This is a genomic window from Treponema vincentii (assembly GCF_018336815.1).
GTDB lineage: Bacteria > Spirochaetota > Spirochaetia > Treponematales > Treponemataceae > Treponema.
The window spans coordinates 1099457-1117043 of record NZ_CP050497.1 but is presented as its reverse complement, the minus strand read 5'-3'; the positions used below and the strand labels follow the sequence as shown (position 1 = coordinate 1117043).

The following is a 17587-nucleotide window of genomic DNA, read 5'->3' as shown; positions in this document are numbered from 1 at the left end:
CTGTTAACGACAAAACGCCCGAAATGCACTGTAATGTTCATCCCACAGGCGTGTATCTTCCGGCTCATATTCTGCAACCGGATATGAAGCGGCAATAACTTTCCGGGCTTCCTTGATATTCCGTACATCGCCGGAAGCGATTAATTGCACTACAATATTACCCAATGCCGAGGCTTCCGTAGGGCCTGCTTTTACCGGCCGTCCACAGGCATTTGCTGCAAGACGGCAGAGATGCGTATCCTTAATGCCGCCGCCGACTATATGAATAACAGGATATCGTTTACCGGTACACAGCTCTATTTCTTCAAGGGTTTTTCGATACAGGAAAGCGAGACTCTGATAAATGCACTGCATAATGCTTCCGACCGTTTCCGGCACGGGCTGACCGGTGTTCTTGCAGTATGCCCGTATCCGCCCGGGGATATCGCCGGGAACACCTAATTCGGGAGCATCCGGATCGATAAATGATACGAACGGCTTGGCTTTACGCGCCTCTGCCTCAAGCTCTGCAAACGAGTAGTTTTTACCTTCCCGCTGCCACTGCCTTTTGCTCTCTTGTATCAGCCAAAGGCCGGTACAGTTTTTTAGAAAATTTGTTTTACCGCCGAAACCTATTTCATTGGTAATATTAAACCGTGCGGAATCATCCGAAATAAGCGGAGCATCCAGCTCAGTTCCGAATAAAGACCATGTTCCGCAGCTGACAAAGATAAAATCGTCACAGTCGGCAGGAACAGCGGCAACGGCGCTCTGCGTATCATGCCCGCAAACGGCCGTAACCTTGACGGCAGTCTTTCCGAAACCTTCGCACACCGACGGTTTCAGTAAGCCGATTTCGGTACCGGAGGGGATAATAGGGGTAAGAATATGAGCAGGCAGCCCCAGTGCACCGATAATCTCCTCCGACCATGTTTGAGAGTCGGCATCAAGCATCTGTGTAGTAGAAGCGATGGAACACTCCGTCCGCTTTTCACCGGTTAAAAAATAATTGAAAAGATCCGGCATACACAGCATCGTTTCGGCGCCGTCAAGCAGGTAGGGACGCTGTTCCTTTAGTGCATAGAGCTGGAACACCGTATTAAGCGGCATTAGCTGTACGCCGGTAATACGGTAAAACCGCTCGGCGTTGATTTTTTGTAAAGCATGAGGGAAACTTGTTTCGGTTCGTCCGTCACGATAATGAACGGGCGTTTCAATAAGCGAACCGTCTTTTCGTAGCAAGCCGAAGTCTACCCCCCATGTATCAATCCCGATACTTGAGACAGGCACGTCCTGCTGCGCTTTCAGAATGCCCTGTGTAATTTCAAAAAATAAACGGTAAAAATCCCAATACAATACTCCATTTAGCATAACGGGATCATTTGAAAAACGATGACTTTCCTGCATCGTAATACGGCTGCCGTCAAAGCAGCCTAAGAAAGCGCGCCCGCTTGAAGCGCCGAAATCAAGCGCTAATACAACTTTATTACCGGATATCATAGGTTCTCTCATTCTTTTCGATAATGCTTATACCCCGGATGCCGGCCGGTTACCTTATAGTCGGCACGCATTCTGCACAAACGTTCAATGTTTTCAGGGGAAATTTCTTTTTCACCGCCGAGAATGGTTGCATTTATACTGATCTTTGCCCAGAGTTCCAACGTCTCCATACGGTAGTATGCAGTGATGAGATCACAACCGACCGCTAATGCTCCATGGTTTTCCAACAGCATTACATCGTGTTCTTGCAGATAGGGGGTAATCGCATCCGGAACTTCATGCGTGGAAGGCGTTCCGTATGGAGTTACCGGTACGGAACCGATCGTAATAACGGATTCGATCATCGTATAGCGATCCAAGGGTACATGAGCCACGGCGAAGCCTGTTGCGGCAGGCGGATGGGCGTGTACGACAGCCCCGACGTCATCACGTTCTTCGTAACAGCGAAAGTGCATTTTAATTTCGGAGGAAGGCTTATATCCTTCTGCTCCTTCAATAATAGCGCCGTCTTTTGCAACAATAAGCAGCTTTTCGGGTGTAATAAAACTCTTACTAATCCCTGTCGGGGTTACCAAAAAGGTGCCGTCGTCAAGTTTAACGGATACATTACCGTCATTGGCTGCAACCCAACCTAACTGCCACATTTTATGGCAAATATCGCACACTTGGTCTTTCAATTCACTTATGTTCATTTTATAGCCTCTTATGTTTTAAGTATAACACAGCCATTTCTCCTGTCAATTTCAATCACAAGATTGACAAAAATTCTTAGGAATTCTATTTTTTAATCAGTTTAGGGCGGATATCCTTTTTATGTCCTGCGGTGGGCTATCCCGGGCAGCAGGCATAACAGAAGCAACTCTTGCACAAGCCTCAGTCAAAAAAACAATGATTAAAAACGCTCGGCAGCGTATTTTACTGTGCGACAGCGATAAGATGAATGTAGAATTTTTTTGTAAAATTTGTGAATTTGATGAAATCGATTTGCTTTTGACCGATTCCCGTCCGCCTGAAGATATTATGCATATACTCGGAAATAAGATCGTGTATGAATAAAGGCATCTATAAAAACTTCAGGCATGAATTTTTAGAGCTTTCCATTTATGTTTCCCACAGGATAATCGCTTTTACCACAGATTCTTCTGTCGTGATTACACCGTCTTTTTGTTTTTCGTTCAAAAGCTGCATAACTGTTGCTTTTTCTTCATCGGTATATTCAACCTCTTGTGTATAAAATTCGACAGCATGAGTTACAGTCTGAATACGTTTATCAAAAAAAACGTTCGGATAATATCCCATCTGCCACAAAATATTCCAAATCCCATAGATATAATTTTTATTGTTATGCGGACGGTTAAATAATTTCTGTTGGAAGTGTTGTTCTATTTCTTCTTGAACAATGTCTTTTTGATATATAACTCGTTCCAGCATACAATACTTTTTTGAAATCATATTCATTCGTTTTATATTCTCGATGGAGCTGATTGCTGGCGTCATACACGCAAAGACAAAATCAAATTCGTCTTTAGTTGTAAATGTTTCCATCCAATTACCGTGAATTAATGTTGCCTGCGGAATATGCTGAAGTTTTTCTTGTGCATACGCAAGCATTTTTGAAGAAATATCGATACCGGTAAGATACGGTGTGTATGCCGAAAATTCCAGCAAATGCCGCCCCGTTCCGCAGCCGATATCCAAAACTTTAGAATCCGCACCAAGTAGTGTCCGTTCTTTTATCAGTCGAAATACAAATTCATTTGCAAACTGCTTTCGTTTTTTTTCCGTATGTGCATGAAAGCTTTCGCTTCTGTTATCCCACATTTGTTCGGAATTTGCGTCAGTCCGAGTTTTTTGAATATACCGTTCGAAATCATACATCGTTAGTTCCATCATTACCTTCTCCTATTTTTGCCCTGTCTCCAGTGCAGTATATTTTTGTAAAAAGACCTCAAAATTATGTTTGCGGATTTCAATGTCTTCTTTCCATTCACATAAATCATGTTTACCGCTCGACGTAATTGCATATTTCTTCCGTGCAGCTCCTTCCGGCGGCAATTCCCACTCCATCGTTACCAAGCCTTCTTTTTCCAAACTGCTGAGGCAGCGGTACACGGTTGACATATCGATGGTAAAACCGGGAAAATCCTGCAGAAGGATCGACTGTATATCCCGCGGATTGCGCGGCTGCTCTGCAAGGATAACTAAGATAAACGCCGTCAAATGCTTAAATTTCGATTTTTCATTGATATTCATTGCATACTCCCTCTCAATCCTTTTTACAAAATACTTCAGGGCAACTGCATCACAAATAGTTTAAGCAGTTGCCTTCCTTCTGTGCGAAATTTTATTAAAATTTCGCACATTTTTTCCAGCAGACGGGCAAGCGCATCAGGTTGAGTAGGCAAAATCGCAGAATAATGGAGACTGGGAGACCATTTGAGCCGTACAGCGGCGAAACTCTGGTTGAGCAGACTCCATTATTCTGCGGGGCTGTTAAAACAGCCACCTGATGCGCTTGCCCTACCAAACACCTTCCGTATGCTGCCTTCTTCTACGATGCGGCCGGCTTCCATGCGGTACACATAGTCGGCAACTTTCTTTACAAGGTCGATGTCGTGTGTAACCAGCAGCATCGAAAAGCCGAGTTCGTATTGCAGCTGCTTTAAAAGGCGCATGATGTTCACCTTAGATGAATCGTCGAGCATGGCGTTTATTTCATCTGCTAACAGCAGTATCGGCTGCATCGAGAGCGCCCGTGCAATCGCGGTTTTTTGCCGCTGCCCGCCGGATAATTCCCGTGCTTTTTTATGCAGCAGCGCAGCATCGGCAGGCAGCCCGCAGAGCTTTGCATATTTCGCTGCCGTTTCCGCAAAGGCAGCGGCGCTTTTACGGTAGCGGATGACGGATGGTTCGGCGATAATTTCCTGTACGCTCAGCGCGGTGTTCATTGAAGAAAACGCATCCTGCTCTACAATTTGCAGGGCATGTTCCCGCGCAAGCAAATTATTTTTTTCCATTGAGGTGCCGTTAAACACAATGGAACCGGCGTCTTTGTTCAAAAGCCCTGCAATGATATGCAGCACGGTCGTTTTCCCCGAACCGGATTTTCCCAGCAAGGCGACAATTTCTCCGTGCCGCACCCGCAGCGAGCAGTCTTGAACGGCTGCTGTTTTTTGTGTGCCCATACCGAACGTCTTTGAAAGATGGTGGACGCTTAAAATAGTCTGTATGCCGTTTTTTGCACAGGCACAGCCTTCACTGCACTCCGGCGGCAAATACGGCGTGTACGATAGGCACTCGCTGCTTTTTTGCGTACACCGCTCATAAAACGGGCAGCTCTGCCGTTCATCCGCTTCTTTAATGCCCCACAAATCCTTCCACGGATTAAGATAGGTACTCGATTGCAGCAGCGCATTGGTGTACGGGTGCTTTGCCTCTTCCAAGATATTCTGCGTTTTGCCTTTTTCGATAATATATCCGTGCAGCAGTACCATCAGATTATCAGTGAGGGCTTCAATCACTGCAAGATCATGGGAAACAATCAACATTGTCGTGCCGTATTCGCTCCGGATGTTTTTTAGAAGTTGCAGTATCTGCTGCTTTGATGCGGGGTCTAATGCGGTTGTCGGCTCATCAATCAACAAAAGCGGCGGGCGCAGGCAAATTGCCATTGCGATAAATACCCGCTGCCGCATACCGCCGGAAAGTTCATGCGGATACCGGTTTTTTACGCTTGCTTCCAGCCCGACGGACTGGAGCACTGCGGCAAGTTCTTGTTCCAACAGCGCGGCATCACTTGTTTTTTTGCGCAGGATTTCGGCAATTTGCTCCCCAACCGTTAGCGCAGGATTGAGCCGCTCATCCTGATTCTGAAACACCAGTCCGATTTCCGTAAAGCGGAGATGTTTCCACTCATTTTTTCCGGTATTTTGTATTTCTCTTCCATTATAAATGATTTTGCCCGTTATCTCAGCAGAGTCGGCATCGCCGCCGCGCTTTTCTTGCAGTAAGCCCATAATTACCGAAAGCAGCGTGCTCTTGCCGCCGCCTGATTCTCCGATGATGCCGCAGCGTTCACCCCGCTTGAGCGAAAAGCTGACATTCCATATTCCGGATTTGGCTCTATCAGTATTACCGGCTGCAGGAGTGCGTGTTCCTGCCTTGTCTGTATTACCGGCAGCGGTATGGTAAATTTCCGTATCGGCGGCGCTTCGGTACCGCACCGTGAGGTTTTCTACCCTGAGTATTTCGTCCGGCATCATGAGCGGGTACGCCCTCCAATGCTCAGCTCCATCCGCCTACCGATTGCCGCAACAGAGAGCACGGTACACACCATCACGGCTGTGGGAAATACGAGCCACCACTTCCAAAAATCCGTGAGGTAAATATTCGGAAAATCCATTGCACGGGTAATGGTCATCCCCCAGCTTTTTGACAGCGGATCGCCGAGTCCCAAATACGCGAGCGATGCTTCCGCCAGAATCGCTTTATTCATAATCTTAATCACACTCACCAGCATAATAGAAAAAAGCGGTTTCCAAAAATGCCACGCAAAGATATGCCAAAAATGCGCGCCGTACGCTTTTGAAAGCCGGATATACGGTTCCGTTTTCAGTTTGAGCACTTCGCTCCTGACAATTTTAGCAGGCATTATCCACGACACAAGGGAAATAGCAAAGATGATATTCGCCAACCCCGGACCCAAAAAAACTCCCAGCACTACCATCAGCAGCAGATCGGGAATACCGATACAAAAATCGATCATACTCACTATCACCGCGTCGATACTGCCGCCTGCATAGCCTGCAAGCATCCCGATGATACTGCCACCGATTGCTGCAGCTACTGCGCTCCCCACCGATAAGAGCAAACTGCTTTTTGCCCCATAACAGATCGACGCAAAAAAGATCGATGCCGAGGTCATCAGTGCCGAACCAATGTTCCCGCGACGGCGGACTCAGTGCAACTCCGCTGGGTATGGTACCCGATTTCAAAAACGGAAAGTACGGTAAAACGGCAGCCAGCACAACCGCACACAAAAAAAAGCATGGCAGATACGGCGTAGTAAATTTCGGTTGTTTCACACTGCACTCCTTTCCGTCCGCCGGTACACCGCTTCACCCACTGCACTGATGCACAAGATAAACACGGTGATAACAAAAAAGATGCCTTGCAGCAAAAGGTAGTCTCGATAAAAGACGGCATCCCTAATGAGCCTGCCGATACCGGGATACTTAAAGACGTTTTCTACAATGAGCGCACCGTTAAAGAGCGTTTGTAGGCTGAGCAAAAAGCGGGTGATAATCGGGTTTGATGCATTCGGCAGACAGTGTTTTACCACGATGGTGAACGCTCCCAAAGATTTTGCCTGCGCGGTTTCGACATACTTTTTTTGCAGCTGCCGCAGCATCGCGCTCCGGGTTACAAAATAAAAATCCGGTGTTTTAAGCAAGGATAAGGTCAGCGCAGGCAACACCGCGTGTTTTATGATGTCGGTGATAACAGGCAGGGTAAACTCCAGCGGTAAAAACGGCGTGATGCCGCCCGATGTCGGTAATACTCTCCAGCGGATAACAAACAGCATCAGAATAGCGTTTGCCGTTAAGAAGGACGGAATCTCCGACACTACCGTCATGGTATGATACAAAAAACCGTCAAGCCGCTTTCCGGCAAACCACGCACTCAGACTTCCCAAACAGAGTCCCAGCAATAGACTGAACAATAGGGACGCGCACACAATCCCCGCCGTCCATACCAGCCGCTTAAAAATAAGGTTGACCACCGAATCTTTAAAGTAAATGCTGTAGCCTAAATTAGCAGTAGCAATACCCGCAACGTACTGCACATATTGCTGCCACAGCGGCTTGTCGAGTCCGTAATACGCTTTGTACTTATTGATTTCTTCCTCGCTGTAGCTTGCAACTTCCGTTCCGTCTGATGAGATGAACACAAACGGATCTGCGCGCATCAAGCGGGGAAGAAAAAAATGAGCGGTAATCAAAGCAAAAAATAAAACGAAATATTTCATTGGGGAGGAAGCCTCACGTGCGTGCTGCGCTGCCGCGTTGTACTGCAGCAGCTTTAAATATCGCTTTTTACTCGCTCTATTTTACCGGATAATGTACGATAACTTAGGATGCTCCAATTTTGCGTGATCGTACCGCACCGTCCACCGGTCGTATTTTGCGGGGCGATACACCGCATTATCGATTTTGCCGTAGAGCAGCAGCATCGGAATTTCATCCGCAAGAATTTCCTGCACATCATAGATCAGCTGCTTCCGCGTTTCCGCATTCCGCTCTATCGACTGCCGGTACAATAGGTCATCTAGCCGCGCATTGGCATATCCGGCAAGGTGAGGCTTTTTCATTTTAGACGAATAAATTTCGCGCAGCATATCAGCATCGCCGCCCATACCGCCCGATTCCACAATCGCAGTCTGATAGGTTTTATCCCGGATCATACCGTCCCGCGCTTTGGAGTCGACACTGACAACATCCAACGTAATTCCGATATCCGCCAATCTGATTTTAATCAGCTCCGCCATCTTTACCTCTTTCGGCGAGCTGCCCACGGTCAACTGCGCGTTGATTGTTCTGCCCTTCATCAGCTCCTTTGCTTTTTCAACATTGAACTCGTACTTGGGAAGATTGGGATTGTACATCGGGTGCGCAGGGTGCAGATACCCTTGACTGCCTTCCAGCCCCGAACCACGTTCAAGCTTTTCGATTAATTCTTTGCGGTCTATTGCATACGCGATTGCCTGCCGGACTTCCTTTTCGCGGAAAGCAGGAACGGTATCAAAATTGAAATAGAAACGGAAATCGTGCAAACCGAAATTTTTAACGACCTTAAACTCGCTGTTGTTTTCGTAATTTTTGACGAGATCGGCGGGCAAGTTGGTAATATCAATTTCGCCGTTATTAAATGCCAAAATAGCATCGCTGACGGGAATCCATTCTATTGCGGAAACGGCGGGCTTTAATCCCCAAAATTCGTCAAAGCGTACCATTTTATATGCGCCCTGTTCGCTCTGGTAAGAAGCCAGTTTATACGGCCCGGAACCGACGATATCACCTTCGCCGGAAAATTTTGCAGGGTCGTCAATATGTTCCCAGACGTGTTTGGGGATGATGCGCATACTGCCGATTTTTTCCAGCGCGGTCGGCGTATATTCCGGAATGTGAATGCTCACCGTATTGCCGTTGACGGTAACGGAATCCATCAGATATTTTCCATGCAGCATCAGACCTCCGCGCATCGGCGGATGTGCTTCAAAATACTTAACCGTAAACGCAACATCGTCCGCCGTCAGCGGCTTGCCGTCATGCCACGTTGCATTGTCTACAATGGTGAACGTATAGGTTTGCCCGTCATCGTTCACCGACCATTCCTTTGCAAGCCATGGGATCAGCCCTTTTTCGTCCTTTTCCAAAAGCGAATCGTAAATCAATTCCATTTTGAAAAAGCCCGGCCCGCGGTTTTGGTGCCGAAACGGGTTCGGATAGCCGAAGTCCCCGCCTGCTTCCCGCAGCACAATATCCGCAGCCTTTTTTGCCTCCGGATTCTGCATACCCTGCATATCCGCATTTTTTTCCTTGCTGCACGAAACCGCCAGCACTACACACAGCGCACCTATTCCTAATGCGCGTATTGTTTTGTTTAACATAACGCCTCCACTCTATATTAAGTTAATAATAACTAACTTCGGGGCGCATAATAGTGCATTATGCACTATGGTGTCAAGTGGAAGGGGAAAAAACAGGCATTGATATTACTCTACATAAATAAGGCGATCTTCGATATCAACAATGGCAGAATTCTGCGGAGGTAGGAGCGCAGCTCATTGATGTAATTTACTTTTCAAACACCTCGGTTTTCCAATTCTTAATTGTCCGCGTTGCTTCCTCAAATCCTGTTAAACAATGTACGTCCTTGTACATTGTTTAACGTCGAGTTTTTGTAAAGCAAAAACATCGCTGCTGCGTGGAACCGCCGCCATCCGTGGCGGCACTGCTATAGCAGTGGACTTCCGTCTGCACAAACTGCCCCATCAGTTTAAAGATGAGGTACACTGCTGTCTGGTAGTTTTGCTCCCGCAATTTCAGCTCTTTGCTGTTAAAGTTGTCATAAGAAATACCGGCGATAAGCGACTGCATCCGTTCCATAAAGCCGTTTACATTCCCCTTGCGGATATCCTGTACAAAACGTCCTACCCATACGCCTGTTTGACCAAAGGGGACATCAGAGTATGCTGGCAGCAGATTTTCCAAAAAGCCGTATCGTACTTCATCATTCGGAAAGCCAAGCCGGTAGAGCCTAACATCGCGTATGTACTCTTTTATGGTCAAATAACCGGCCTGAAAGAGAATAGGCAGTGCATCTTGTGCTACCGCCCGATAGGTCTGTAATCCCGATTCATCGAGCTCAACATTTCCATCCAAGTCAGGGATAAAATAGTGTGCTTCTTTGAGAAAATTCACTAAAAATGTCGGCGTTCCCGTGCTAAACCAAATGTTTTATACGCGAAGCCCTTTCCTTGTAGTAAGGCTTCGCTCTCATTCCACAAGGGCTTGCCCCCTTTCGGGACAAGCCCCCATCAGCCCGTGCAGCAACTCAGCTGCACGAATTTCTCTCATATTTCTTCTACGGTTGTTCAATAATCTTGTCTGCATTAACCCCGTAGTCAAGCAGCTTCTGCTTTACATTGCCGCCGGATTTAACCTTAAACCGTGCTTCGTCATGAATATTGTCAAATGCATAACTTCCTATCCCCGTTATATTCATCGCTTCGATAGTGATGTCTTTGAGCCCCGTGCAGCCGGAAAAAGAATAGCTTCCGATTTGGGTAACACCCGCAGGAAGGGTTATGCTTGTCAGCCCCGTGCAGCCGGAAAAAGAATAGCTTCCGATTTGGGTAACACCTGCGGGAAGGGTTATGCTCGTTAGCCCCGTGCAGCCTTCAAAAGAAGAGCTTCCGATTTGGGTAACACCTGCAGGAATGGTTATGCTCGTCAGCCCCGTGCAGCCTCCAAAAGCAGAGCTTTCGATTTTGGTAACACCCGCAGGAATGGTTATGCTCGTCAGCCCCGTGCAGCCTCCAAAAGCAGAGTTTCCGATTTTGGTAAGCCCCGCAGGAAGGGTTATGCTTGTCAGCCCCGTGCAGCCGCTAAAAGCAGAGAATTCGATTTCGGTAAGACCTGAAGGAATGGTTACCTCGGTAACTTTTACGCAGTCTTTAAAGGCGTTATTTGCAATGCTTTTTACATAGTCGGGAACTGCGATTACCCCTTCGGCAGTTTTTTTACACGATTCGACATAATGCTCTCCTCTCCAATCTTTTCTAATGGTAAGAATATCGTCAGGTTCAAAGGTTACCGAAACAGTCTTGTCTGCTTGCACCGTGTGGACTTTAACATAGCCGTGTTCGGGGTCGGTATTTACGTTTTCCCACTTTAAGAGCCGGTAGTCTATTTCGGGAATGGCGGTAAAAACGATATGCTGCCCTTCCGCAGCTTTGTCACCGCTGTTAAATTGAACACCGTCAAGGGTGGCTTTAAGAGCTCCATTGGCAGGTTGGTTAAATGTTATGGTGTACTCGGGCACATTGATAAATTCAACCGACACGTGTACCGCTTTTGTAACGGTGAGTGTGTGGATGGTTTTAGTATCTGCATTTTCCAATCCCGTCCATTTTCTTACACGGTAGGTAGGAGCAGGTTCTGCCGTAAAGACGATAATTTTGCCTTCTCGTACTTCACCGCCGGTAAACGGAGCGCCGTCAAGGCTTGCTGTTAATGTGCCGTTCTGCGGGGTATCAAAGGTAACGTTAAATTTTGGAACCGGAATAACCTCAACTCCATACTCAAACTCCACCGAAACCGTTGCATTTTCTTTTACCGTGAGTACTGCCGTTTTATCCGTGCTTGCAGGATTATCCGTGCTTGCAGGATTATCCGTTCCCGTCCAGCTCTTTACTCGGTACCCGTCGGCAGGGGTGGCGGTAAAGACGACTGTTTTCCCTTTTTGCACGGTGCCGCCGGTAAAGTCTTTTCCGTCAATACTTGCCGTAAGCTTTCCGTGTTCGGGTTGCGCAAAGGTAACCGTATGCATAATTGCCGTGCATTCTGCGGTTACCGAAACGCCTGCCTTTACGGTCAGTGTTATGGTAACTTTGCCTTCGGATTTATCTATCCCCGTCCAGCGTGAAACCTGCATTCCGCTTTGCGGATGAGCAGTAAAGGTTACCTCCTTTCCGACTCCAATCAAGTCCCCGTTTTTAATTTCTTTTCCGTCTACACTGGCGGTAACGGTTCCTCCGACGGCACTAAAGCTGACCGGGTATGCGGTAACCGTAACGGACGGCTGCTTACAGCCCATAACCATGCTTACAGCCAGCATCATCGCCGTTACTGCAAACGCAAAGAATGTACTTCTTTTATTCGTAGTCTTCATATAGTTCTCCTATTTAAGTTTGTAGTTGTTCGTTCATGTTGAATGGCGGAATGATCGATAATTATCCCTATCAAGCCGGATACTCTGCCGTCCCCATCGGTACAAAGCAGCATTGTAAAAGCGCATGCAATAGCTGATATTCAGTGTTTCAATTAACCGCGAAGTACGCAGAGAGCGCAAAGAATAAGGTATAGAAAGCAAAGTATAAAAATCCTTGGGATATTTTTGCGTTCTTAGCGGTCTCTGCGGTTTATTTATACCCTGTAATGCGAAAAGAGAGTGCTGTGTAACCTGAAAAAACCGTCTCAAGCCATGCCGCTCCGCATCTACTGGTGAGAAAAAATAATGATATTTGTGAAAAAATGCGAAAAAATTATCTAAAGAGTATTCGCCGTGAAGCCGTGAAGCCGTGAAGCCGTGAAGCCGTGAAGCCGTGAAGCCGTGAAGCCGTGAAGATTTTGCCGGCCATTACAGGTCTGTCAAGCCCTGTGTACGAATTTCTTGCTGGGGTTTGTGCTTTGGTGAGAGACTTTTTATACTGCGACAATCCTGTTCTGCGGCTGAACATAGATATTATTATAGAAGCAAAAACGGGGAAACGCAAGCGGAAAAATGAGGAGAAAACGCACAACCGGAGGCAAGCTGCCGTAGAGCATATAACAGACCTCTTCTGAAACTTTCATTTCCGAACAGGTTTAACGTAAAAGCGCAGGGATGGCAAAAGCAACCGACTTTTGGGATAACCCCGATGTCCGATCATTACAATTCCGACAGAAGTTCTGTAGAAAAATGATTTATCGTATCCGCTAACGTGGATTGTGAATCAGTTTTTAGCTACACCCATCAGTGTATCAATAGCAGCTTGTATATGCTCCGGTACCGGCACGGTAAAAAGGCGAACTTTGCCGCCGATGGGAAAGCGGAGACGGTATGCGCAGAGCTGGAGCTTTTTAATACGAGCGGTTTTCCAAAGCTGTTTATTTAATGCAAAGTTTCCGTGCTTGTCGTCGCCGATAATCGGGCAGCCGATACCTGCAAGGTGAATACGAATTTGGTGCATTCTGCCGGTATGCAACCGGACGGAAAACAAACTGCATGCGTCCGTACCTGCAAGCAGTTTATACGCGCTTGAGGCAGGCTTTGCCGTGCCGTTTTCCATAATCGGCGTATCGATAATGCCTTCTTTCGGAATGGGTTTCAATGTTTTCTTATTTACAGAATGTTCAAAACTGCCGAAGCATAATGCAAGATATTCCTTTTCGACCGCCCTCGACTCAAACAAGGTGCGGCATGAACGGGCGGCGGCGGCGCTTTTTGCCGTTACCAATAAGCCGGAAGTCTCTTTATCCAGCCGGTGTACCGGAAATATTTCTGTCCTGAGCTGCTTGCTTAAAATCTCGGTAAGGCACACGGCAATGTGCGCCCCGCCCTGTACCGGAATACCGTAAGGCTTATTAACGATACAAATCGCTTCGTCCTCGTATACAATCGGAATGGATTTCTTTACAATATTTTGTTGACTATTGTGCATAGTGGGGAGTATATGATGAATCGAAAAAAAATTCAGCACTTGTTATGTGTAATCCTTTTATCGTTTTGTATCGGCTATCCGCTTCGGGCGGAACTGATCAGCAATCCTTCATTAGGCTATACATTGGATTTACCGGAGGGATTCAGGCAGGTGAATTCCCGGGATAATTCCCGCTACCTTTATCAAAACACAATTATCCCCGTCGGATTACAGGTTGCCCTCTACCCATATCAACAGTTCGGTACGGTAACCGCTGCGGCGGAACATATTTTTTCTCAACTGAAAGCGCAGAAAAAGGCGATACAATTTTTGATGCAGGGCAACCCCGCACTCGTTGCAAACCTTCAATTTACACAGCAAAACCAAAAACAGGCAGGGTGGCTTTTGGTGCAGCCGCTCGCCGAACAAAAGGGATGGCTGGTTGTCTTAACAACAACGCAGGCGGCAAAAGCGCAGGAATATGAGCCAATGATGATTTCCTGCTTGGATGCGGTATTCATCAGCCGTCAGTCCTTTTTTGAACCCGGTCCGATGATTCAAGCGGTATATCCCAAAGAAGGGACGGTAAAAAAAGAAGTACTCTTTAACGGAAAAAAACTTTCCGTGCATTTTGACCGCTCCGATTCCGAAGCAAACCAAGCAGTAATAGACCGCGAGTTTGCCCTGCTGACCCGCTACCTTAATTCCCCACTGCAGCAAAAAGCATGGCAGCGCTATTACCGGATGATTTACCGCGACAGTATTGCCCGCTGCCGCCATCTTTCGCTGATGCTGGAAAAAGAATTAATCGAAGTGGACAAAGAAGGAAAAATACCTGCTGCGGAAACCATCGCCGCAGCCCTGCTGGAGTGGCTGCAGAATTTTACCTACACAAGGGATGAAAGCGGAGCAGACTTTCTCAATATCCCGACCGTGTGCAGCGACCGGAGCGGCGATTGCGACAGCCGAGCGCTGCTGATGTCCGTACTATTGCAGCACTTCAATATCGATTCCATCTTGATGATTGCACCCGGACAAAAACACGCGGTTGCAGCCGTAGACTGTACCGGCGACGGAGCACGCTTTACGCACAACGGCAAGCGCTATCTTATTGCAGAAACGACGGCAAAGGTTGCGCTCGGGCAAATCGCACAAGACCTTGCCGACCCCAGCCTCTGGTTCGCCGTCGATTGGTACGTTCCCCCTGAACGGGACGAGTACGGCTTCGGTAAGAAAGAATAACTCTCCCCGCAGAGGAGCTATGCGGGAAAGAAAAACATTCCTGAAAATTTACTCAAGCATGTTCTTCTGCCGCATAATTTCAAAAACGCTCGACTTTCCAAGGAAGTGTGCAGTACCGGCAAAAACAAATGTATTGCCGCCTTCGCGCAGGTATTCATCGAATTTCTGCGCCCATATCCGGTTCCGGTCGGTCAACAGTGTATCAATATAAGCTTGCGCCTTTTTTTCAGAGAAAGAAGACGGTACATTCAAAAGTAATTCGACCAGCAACGCTGAAAGCTCTTTCCGATTATTACTCAGATAAAAATCCCGAATCCTATGCATTTCTTCAATACTCTTATCAATATCTCGCAATGCTTGTATGGAATCCTTTAATAGAGCAAGTTGCTCTTCAAAAGTACCGTACGATAACACTGCAAGCTGCTGCTCTGCCGTATCGAGCGCTGCAATTTTTTTATTTTCAGCCCGCTGCATCAAATACATATCGATACCGTCTCCGGCATTCAACCCTGCTTTATTCATTAAAAGCTGCGCTAAGACCGTGTTCAAAATCCACGGATTAAATAAGGCAAGTTGATGCACCGTATCATCACCAATCGTTTCATAGAGGAAAGCAATATCTTCCTCTGATAAGACTTTGAGCAAACTCTTTTTGGGGTCGGCATTTATATTCTTCATGATAACGGTTTGCAACATTCCGGTGAATGCCTCCAGTTCTGCCTTGCCGCCGATTTCACTTACTAAGCGGTCAGCTTTATCGAATGCACGGAGCACGTTCTTTTCAAGCGGATAAAAACCTTTATCGGCAACATGAACGGTTCCTAGCACATAGACGGAGCCATTATTACCCTTTATCTCCCAAAAAAAACGTTCTGGGTGCTCTATCAGCACCGGTTTCGATAATTCAGAACGACGTTCAGCCTGTCCCGTAGTCGTACAAGCAGTAAGCGCGATAGTCAACATAAGGAGCAGCGCAATCTTTTTCAAATATTTAAGGGTTATCATACAGTCCTCCTATTTATCCCTAAAATAACGTTTTTTTGTATTTCCTACTAGAGGACTCATATCCGATTCTGCAGAGAAAAAAAGTTGTTGATTCGAGTGCCTTATTTCGAGTGTCCCATAATATCGGCAAAAAGAGCATTGACATTTATCATTTTACCGGTAAAATAAAAGTAAATGGGGAAAAGTGGAGGAAAGTAGGTAAAAGTGGAAAAAAGTGTGTTTTCAGGAGAGTATAATAATACACTCGATGAGAAGGGGCGTATTATGTTTCCTGCAAAATTACGCTGTTTACTGCCGGACTCACAAGTAGTGATTACCCGGGGGATCGACCGCTGTCTATGGATATTTCCCCCTGAAGAATGGGCATTGCTATCCGAAAAAGTTATGCAATCCGCTTCGTTATTTCAGGCAAACTCCCGTCTTGTACTGCGCAGACTTATCGCTCCTGCGCAGGAAATAGACATCGATAAGGCGGGACGTGTTTCAATACCCCAAAGTTTACGTGAATACGCGCAGCTCGAAAAAGACTGCGTGCTATTGGGCATCAACCGTTATCTCGAATTATGGGATGCGGATGAATATCGGGCTTATCTGGAGGGAAGCGAGGCGGATTTCCATCAAGCGAGCGAAGACTTGGGGCTTATTCGTTTTTAACATGTATGAACTTTGTACACACACCGGTTTTATTACAAGAATGCCTGCAGTTGCTTGCCCCGGAAACATCCGCCCCGCTCCTCATCGACGGAACATTAGGCGAAGGCGGCCACAGTGAGGCCTTTCTAACCCGCTTTCCGCAGTTAAAGGTTATCGGTATCGATGCCGACCCTGCCATTCAAGCAAAGGCAAAAGTACGGCTTGCCCCATTCGGCAACCGTATGCAATTTTTTTTAGGCTGGTCGGATGCTTTTTTCGATCAATACCCTCACGATATGCCTGCGCCTTCGCTCATCTTATTTGATCTTGGCATCTCTCTCTTCCATTATATGGAGTCAAAACGCGGCTTTTCATTCAGCGGCGACGAACCGCTCGATATGCGCATCAATCCGAACGAATCGCTAACGGCCGCCGATATCGTAAACACCTACAGCGAAAAAAAACTGGCGGATGTATTGTACCACTATGCGGAAGAACGTTTTTCGCGGCCGATCGCCCGCGCTATTGTTGCGGAGCGGGAAAAACGCCCCTTTATGGAAGCGCGGCAGTTAAGCGAAACCGTATTCCATGCGGTTCCCGCCCGTTTTCGGCACGGCCCCATACACCCTGCAACCAAGACATTCCAAGCCCTACGGATTGCGGTCAACAGCGAGCTTGATCGGCTGCCGCGCCTATTGGAAAAAGCCTTTGCCTGCCTTGCGGAAGAGGGAAAAATGGGTGTTATTTCCTTTCACTCGCTGGAAGACCGCATCGTAAAACTTTTTTTTAGAGACCTTGCAAAAAGCTGTATTTGCCCGCCTGAAATGCCGATATGTACTTGTGGAGGCATCCCCCGTGCAGCTTTGCTTACTAAAAAACCGGTCGGTCCCTCCGCCGAAGAGACAGCCGGCAATGCGCCGTCCCGCAGCGCCCGGCTCCGTGTTGTTAAAAAGCTCTCTTTGAGGAGGTCATAACCGATATGAAACACCTTTTAGCTTTGATTCTTACCATCAGCATCCCGGGTCTGTTTTTCTTTACCGTTAAACAGTCTCAAGTTTATAATACACTTGAACGTGAAGTAAACGCATATAACGACGAGCAAAATCGCTTGATTGCAGAAAATAAACGGAAGATTTCGGCTATTTCCATCCTCTCCAAACCGCAGCGGATAGAAAAAATCGCCGTCGAAGAATTGGATATGCACAAAGCGGATTCCTCTCAAATTATCCGCATCACCTTAGATAAGGAAAAGAAGGGATAACG

16 protein-coding genes and 1 pseudogene are annotated in these 17587 nt (G+C 47.0%); 5 read left to right on the top strand and 12 right to left on the bottom strand.

All coding sequences use genetic code 11. The annotated features are described in order from the left end of the window. Positions 1-3: 3 nt before the first annotated feature. Together GWP40_RS05145 and GWP40_RS05140 are read right to left on the bottom strand one after the other, a co-directional pair. Positions 4-1479, bottom strand: coding sequence for a rhamnulokinase (locus GWP40_RS05145; RefSeq protein ID WP_212566327.1), 1476 nt, complete (start codon positions 1477-1479; stop codon positions 4-6). Positions 1480-1487: 8 nt separating this feature from the next. Next, positions 1488-2171, bottom strand: coding sequence for a class II aldolase/adducin family protein (locus tag GWP40_RS05140; RefSeq protein ID WP_212566326.1), 684 nt, complete (start codon positions 2169-2171; stop codon positions 1488-1490). Positions 2172-2253: 82 nt separating this feature from the next. On the opposite strand from GWP40_RS05140, the gene GWP40_RS05135 reads away from it, so the two are divergent. After that, positions 2254-2535, top strand: a complete 282-nt coding sequence (locus tag GWP40_RS05135; protein ID WP_414162766.1) for a DeoR/GlpR family DNA-binding transcription regulator — start codon at positions 2254-2256, stop codon at positions 2533-2535. A 45-nt stretch (positions 2536-2580) separates the two neighbouring features. Here GWP40_RS05135 and GWP40_RS05130 read toward each other — a convergent pair whose 3' ends face one another. The 9 genes and pseudogenes from GWP40_RS05130 to GWP40_RS05090 all read right to left on the bottom strand — a co-directional run bounded on the left by GWP40_RS05130 (position 2581) and on the right by GWP40_RS05090 (position 13504). Next, a complete protein-coding gene (locus GWP40_RS05130) occupies positions 2581-3372 on the bottom strand; it encodes a class I SAM-dependent DNA methyltransferase (RefSeq protein WP_230974617.1) in 792 nt (263 codons plus the stop codon). Positions 3373-3381: 9 nt separating this feature from the next. Then, positions 3382-3732 carry a PadR family transcriptional regulator gene (locus GWP40_RS05125; RefSeq protein ID WP_212566324.1) on the bottom strand — a complete coding sequence of 117 codons (351 nt, stop codon included), beginning with the start codon at positions 3730-3732 and terminating at the stop codon, positions 3382-3384. 224 nt (positions 3733-3956) lie between these two features. After that, complete coding sequence (locus GWP40_RS05120) at positions 3957-5741, bottom strand: ABC transporter ATP-binding protein (protein ID WP_212566323.1); 1785 nt, start codon at positions 5739-5741, stop codon at positions 3957-3959. Beyond that, on the bottom strand, positions 5738-6403 hold the full coding sequence (locus tag GWP40_RS05115) for an ABC transporter permease (protein ID WP_230974616.1): 666 nt from the start codon (positions 6401-6403) through the stop codon (positions 5738-5740). Before GWP40_RS05115 ends, GWP40_RS05120 begins: the two co-directional genes overlap by 4 nt. A gap of 156 nt (positions 6404-6559) precedes the next feature. Further along, positions 6560-7507, bottom strand: coding sequence for an ABC transporter permease (locus tag GWP40_RS05110; protein WP_212566322.1), 948 nt, complete (start codon positions 7505-7507; stop codon positions 6560-6562). Positions 7508-7588: 81 nt separating this feature from the next. Continuing rightward, a complete protein-coding gene (locus tag GWP40_RS05105) occupies positions 7589-9148 on the bottom strand; it encodes an ABC transporter substrate-binding protein (RefSeq protein WP_212566321.1) in 1560 nt (519 codons plus the stop codon). 352 nt (positions 9149-9500) lie between these two features. Continuing rightward, positions 9501-9992, bottom strand: a pseudogene (locus GWP40_RS05100) (AAA family ATPase); the annotation flags it as partial. Between the two features lie 133 nt (positions 9993-10125). Continuing rightward, on the bottom strand, positions 10126-11934 hold the full coding sequence (locus tag GWP40_RS05095; RefSeq protein ID WP_230974615.1) for a leucine-rich repeat protein: 1809 nt from the start codon (positions 11932-11934) through the stop codon (positions 10126-10128). A gap of 823 nt (positions 11935-12757) precedes the next feature. After that, positions 12758-13504: an RluA family pseudouridine synthase gene (locus GWP40_RS05090; RefSeq protein WP_230974614.1), complete on the bottom strand. Its 747-nt coding sequence runs from the start codon at positions 13502-13504 to the stop codon at positions 12758-12760. On the opposite strand from GWP40_RS05090, the gene GWP40_RS05085 reads away from it, so the two are divergent. Continuing rightward, positions 13481-14686: a hypothetical protein gene (locus GWP40_RS05085; protein WP_212566320.1), complete on the top strand. Its 1206-nt coding sequence runs from the start codon at positions 13481-13483 to the stop codon at positions 14684-14686. The two genes, GWP40_RS05090 and GWP40_RS05085, sit on opposite strands and share 24 nt — an antisense overlap. Positions 14687-14734: 48 nt before the next feature. On the opposite strand, the gene GWP40_RS05080 is transcribed toward GWP40_RS05085, so the two are convergent. Further along, the gene (locus tag GWP40_RS05080; protein ID WP_212566319.1) at positions 14735-15691 is read right to left on the bottom strand and encodes a TraB/GumN family protein; all 957 of its coding nucleotides are present in this window, start codon (positions 15689-15691) and stop codon (positions 14735-14737) included. A gap of 204 nt (positions 15692-15895) precedes the next feature. Between GWP40_RS05080 and mraZ the strand changes: the two genes are divergently transcribed. The 3 genes from mraZ to GWP40_RS05065 are packed head-to-tail and all read left to right on the top strand — an operon-like array spanning position 15896 to position 17585. Further along, complete coding sequence (gene mraZ / locus GWP40_RS05075; protein WP_212566318.1) at positions 15896-16345, top strand: division/cell wall cluster transcriptional repressor MraZ; 450 nt, start codon at positions 15896-15898, stop codon at positions 16343-16345. Between the two features lie 5 nt (positions 16346-16350). Continuing rightward, positions 16351-17298 carry a 16S rRNA (cytosine(1402)-N(4))-methyltransferase RsmH gene (rsmH, locus tag GWP40_RS05070; RefSeq protein WP_212566317.1) on the top strand — a complete coding sequence of 316 codons (948 nt, stop codon included), beginning with the start codon at positions 16351-16353 and terminating at the stop codon, positions 17296-17298. A 5-nt stretch (positions 17299-17303) separates the two neighbouring features. Beyond that, a complete protein-coding gene (locus GWP40_RS05065; RefSeq protein WP_212566316.1) occupies positions 17304-17585 on the top strand; it encodes an FtsB/FtsL family cell division protein in 282 nt (93 codons plus the stop codon). Positions 17586-17587: the final 2 nt, after the last annotated feature.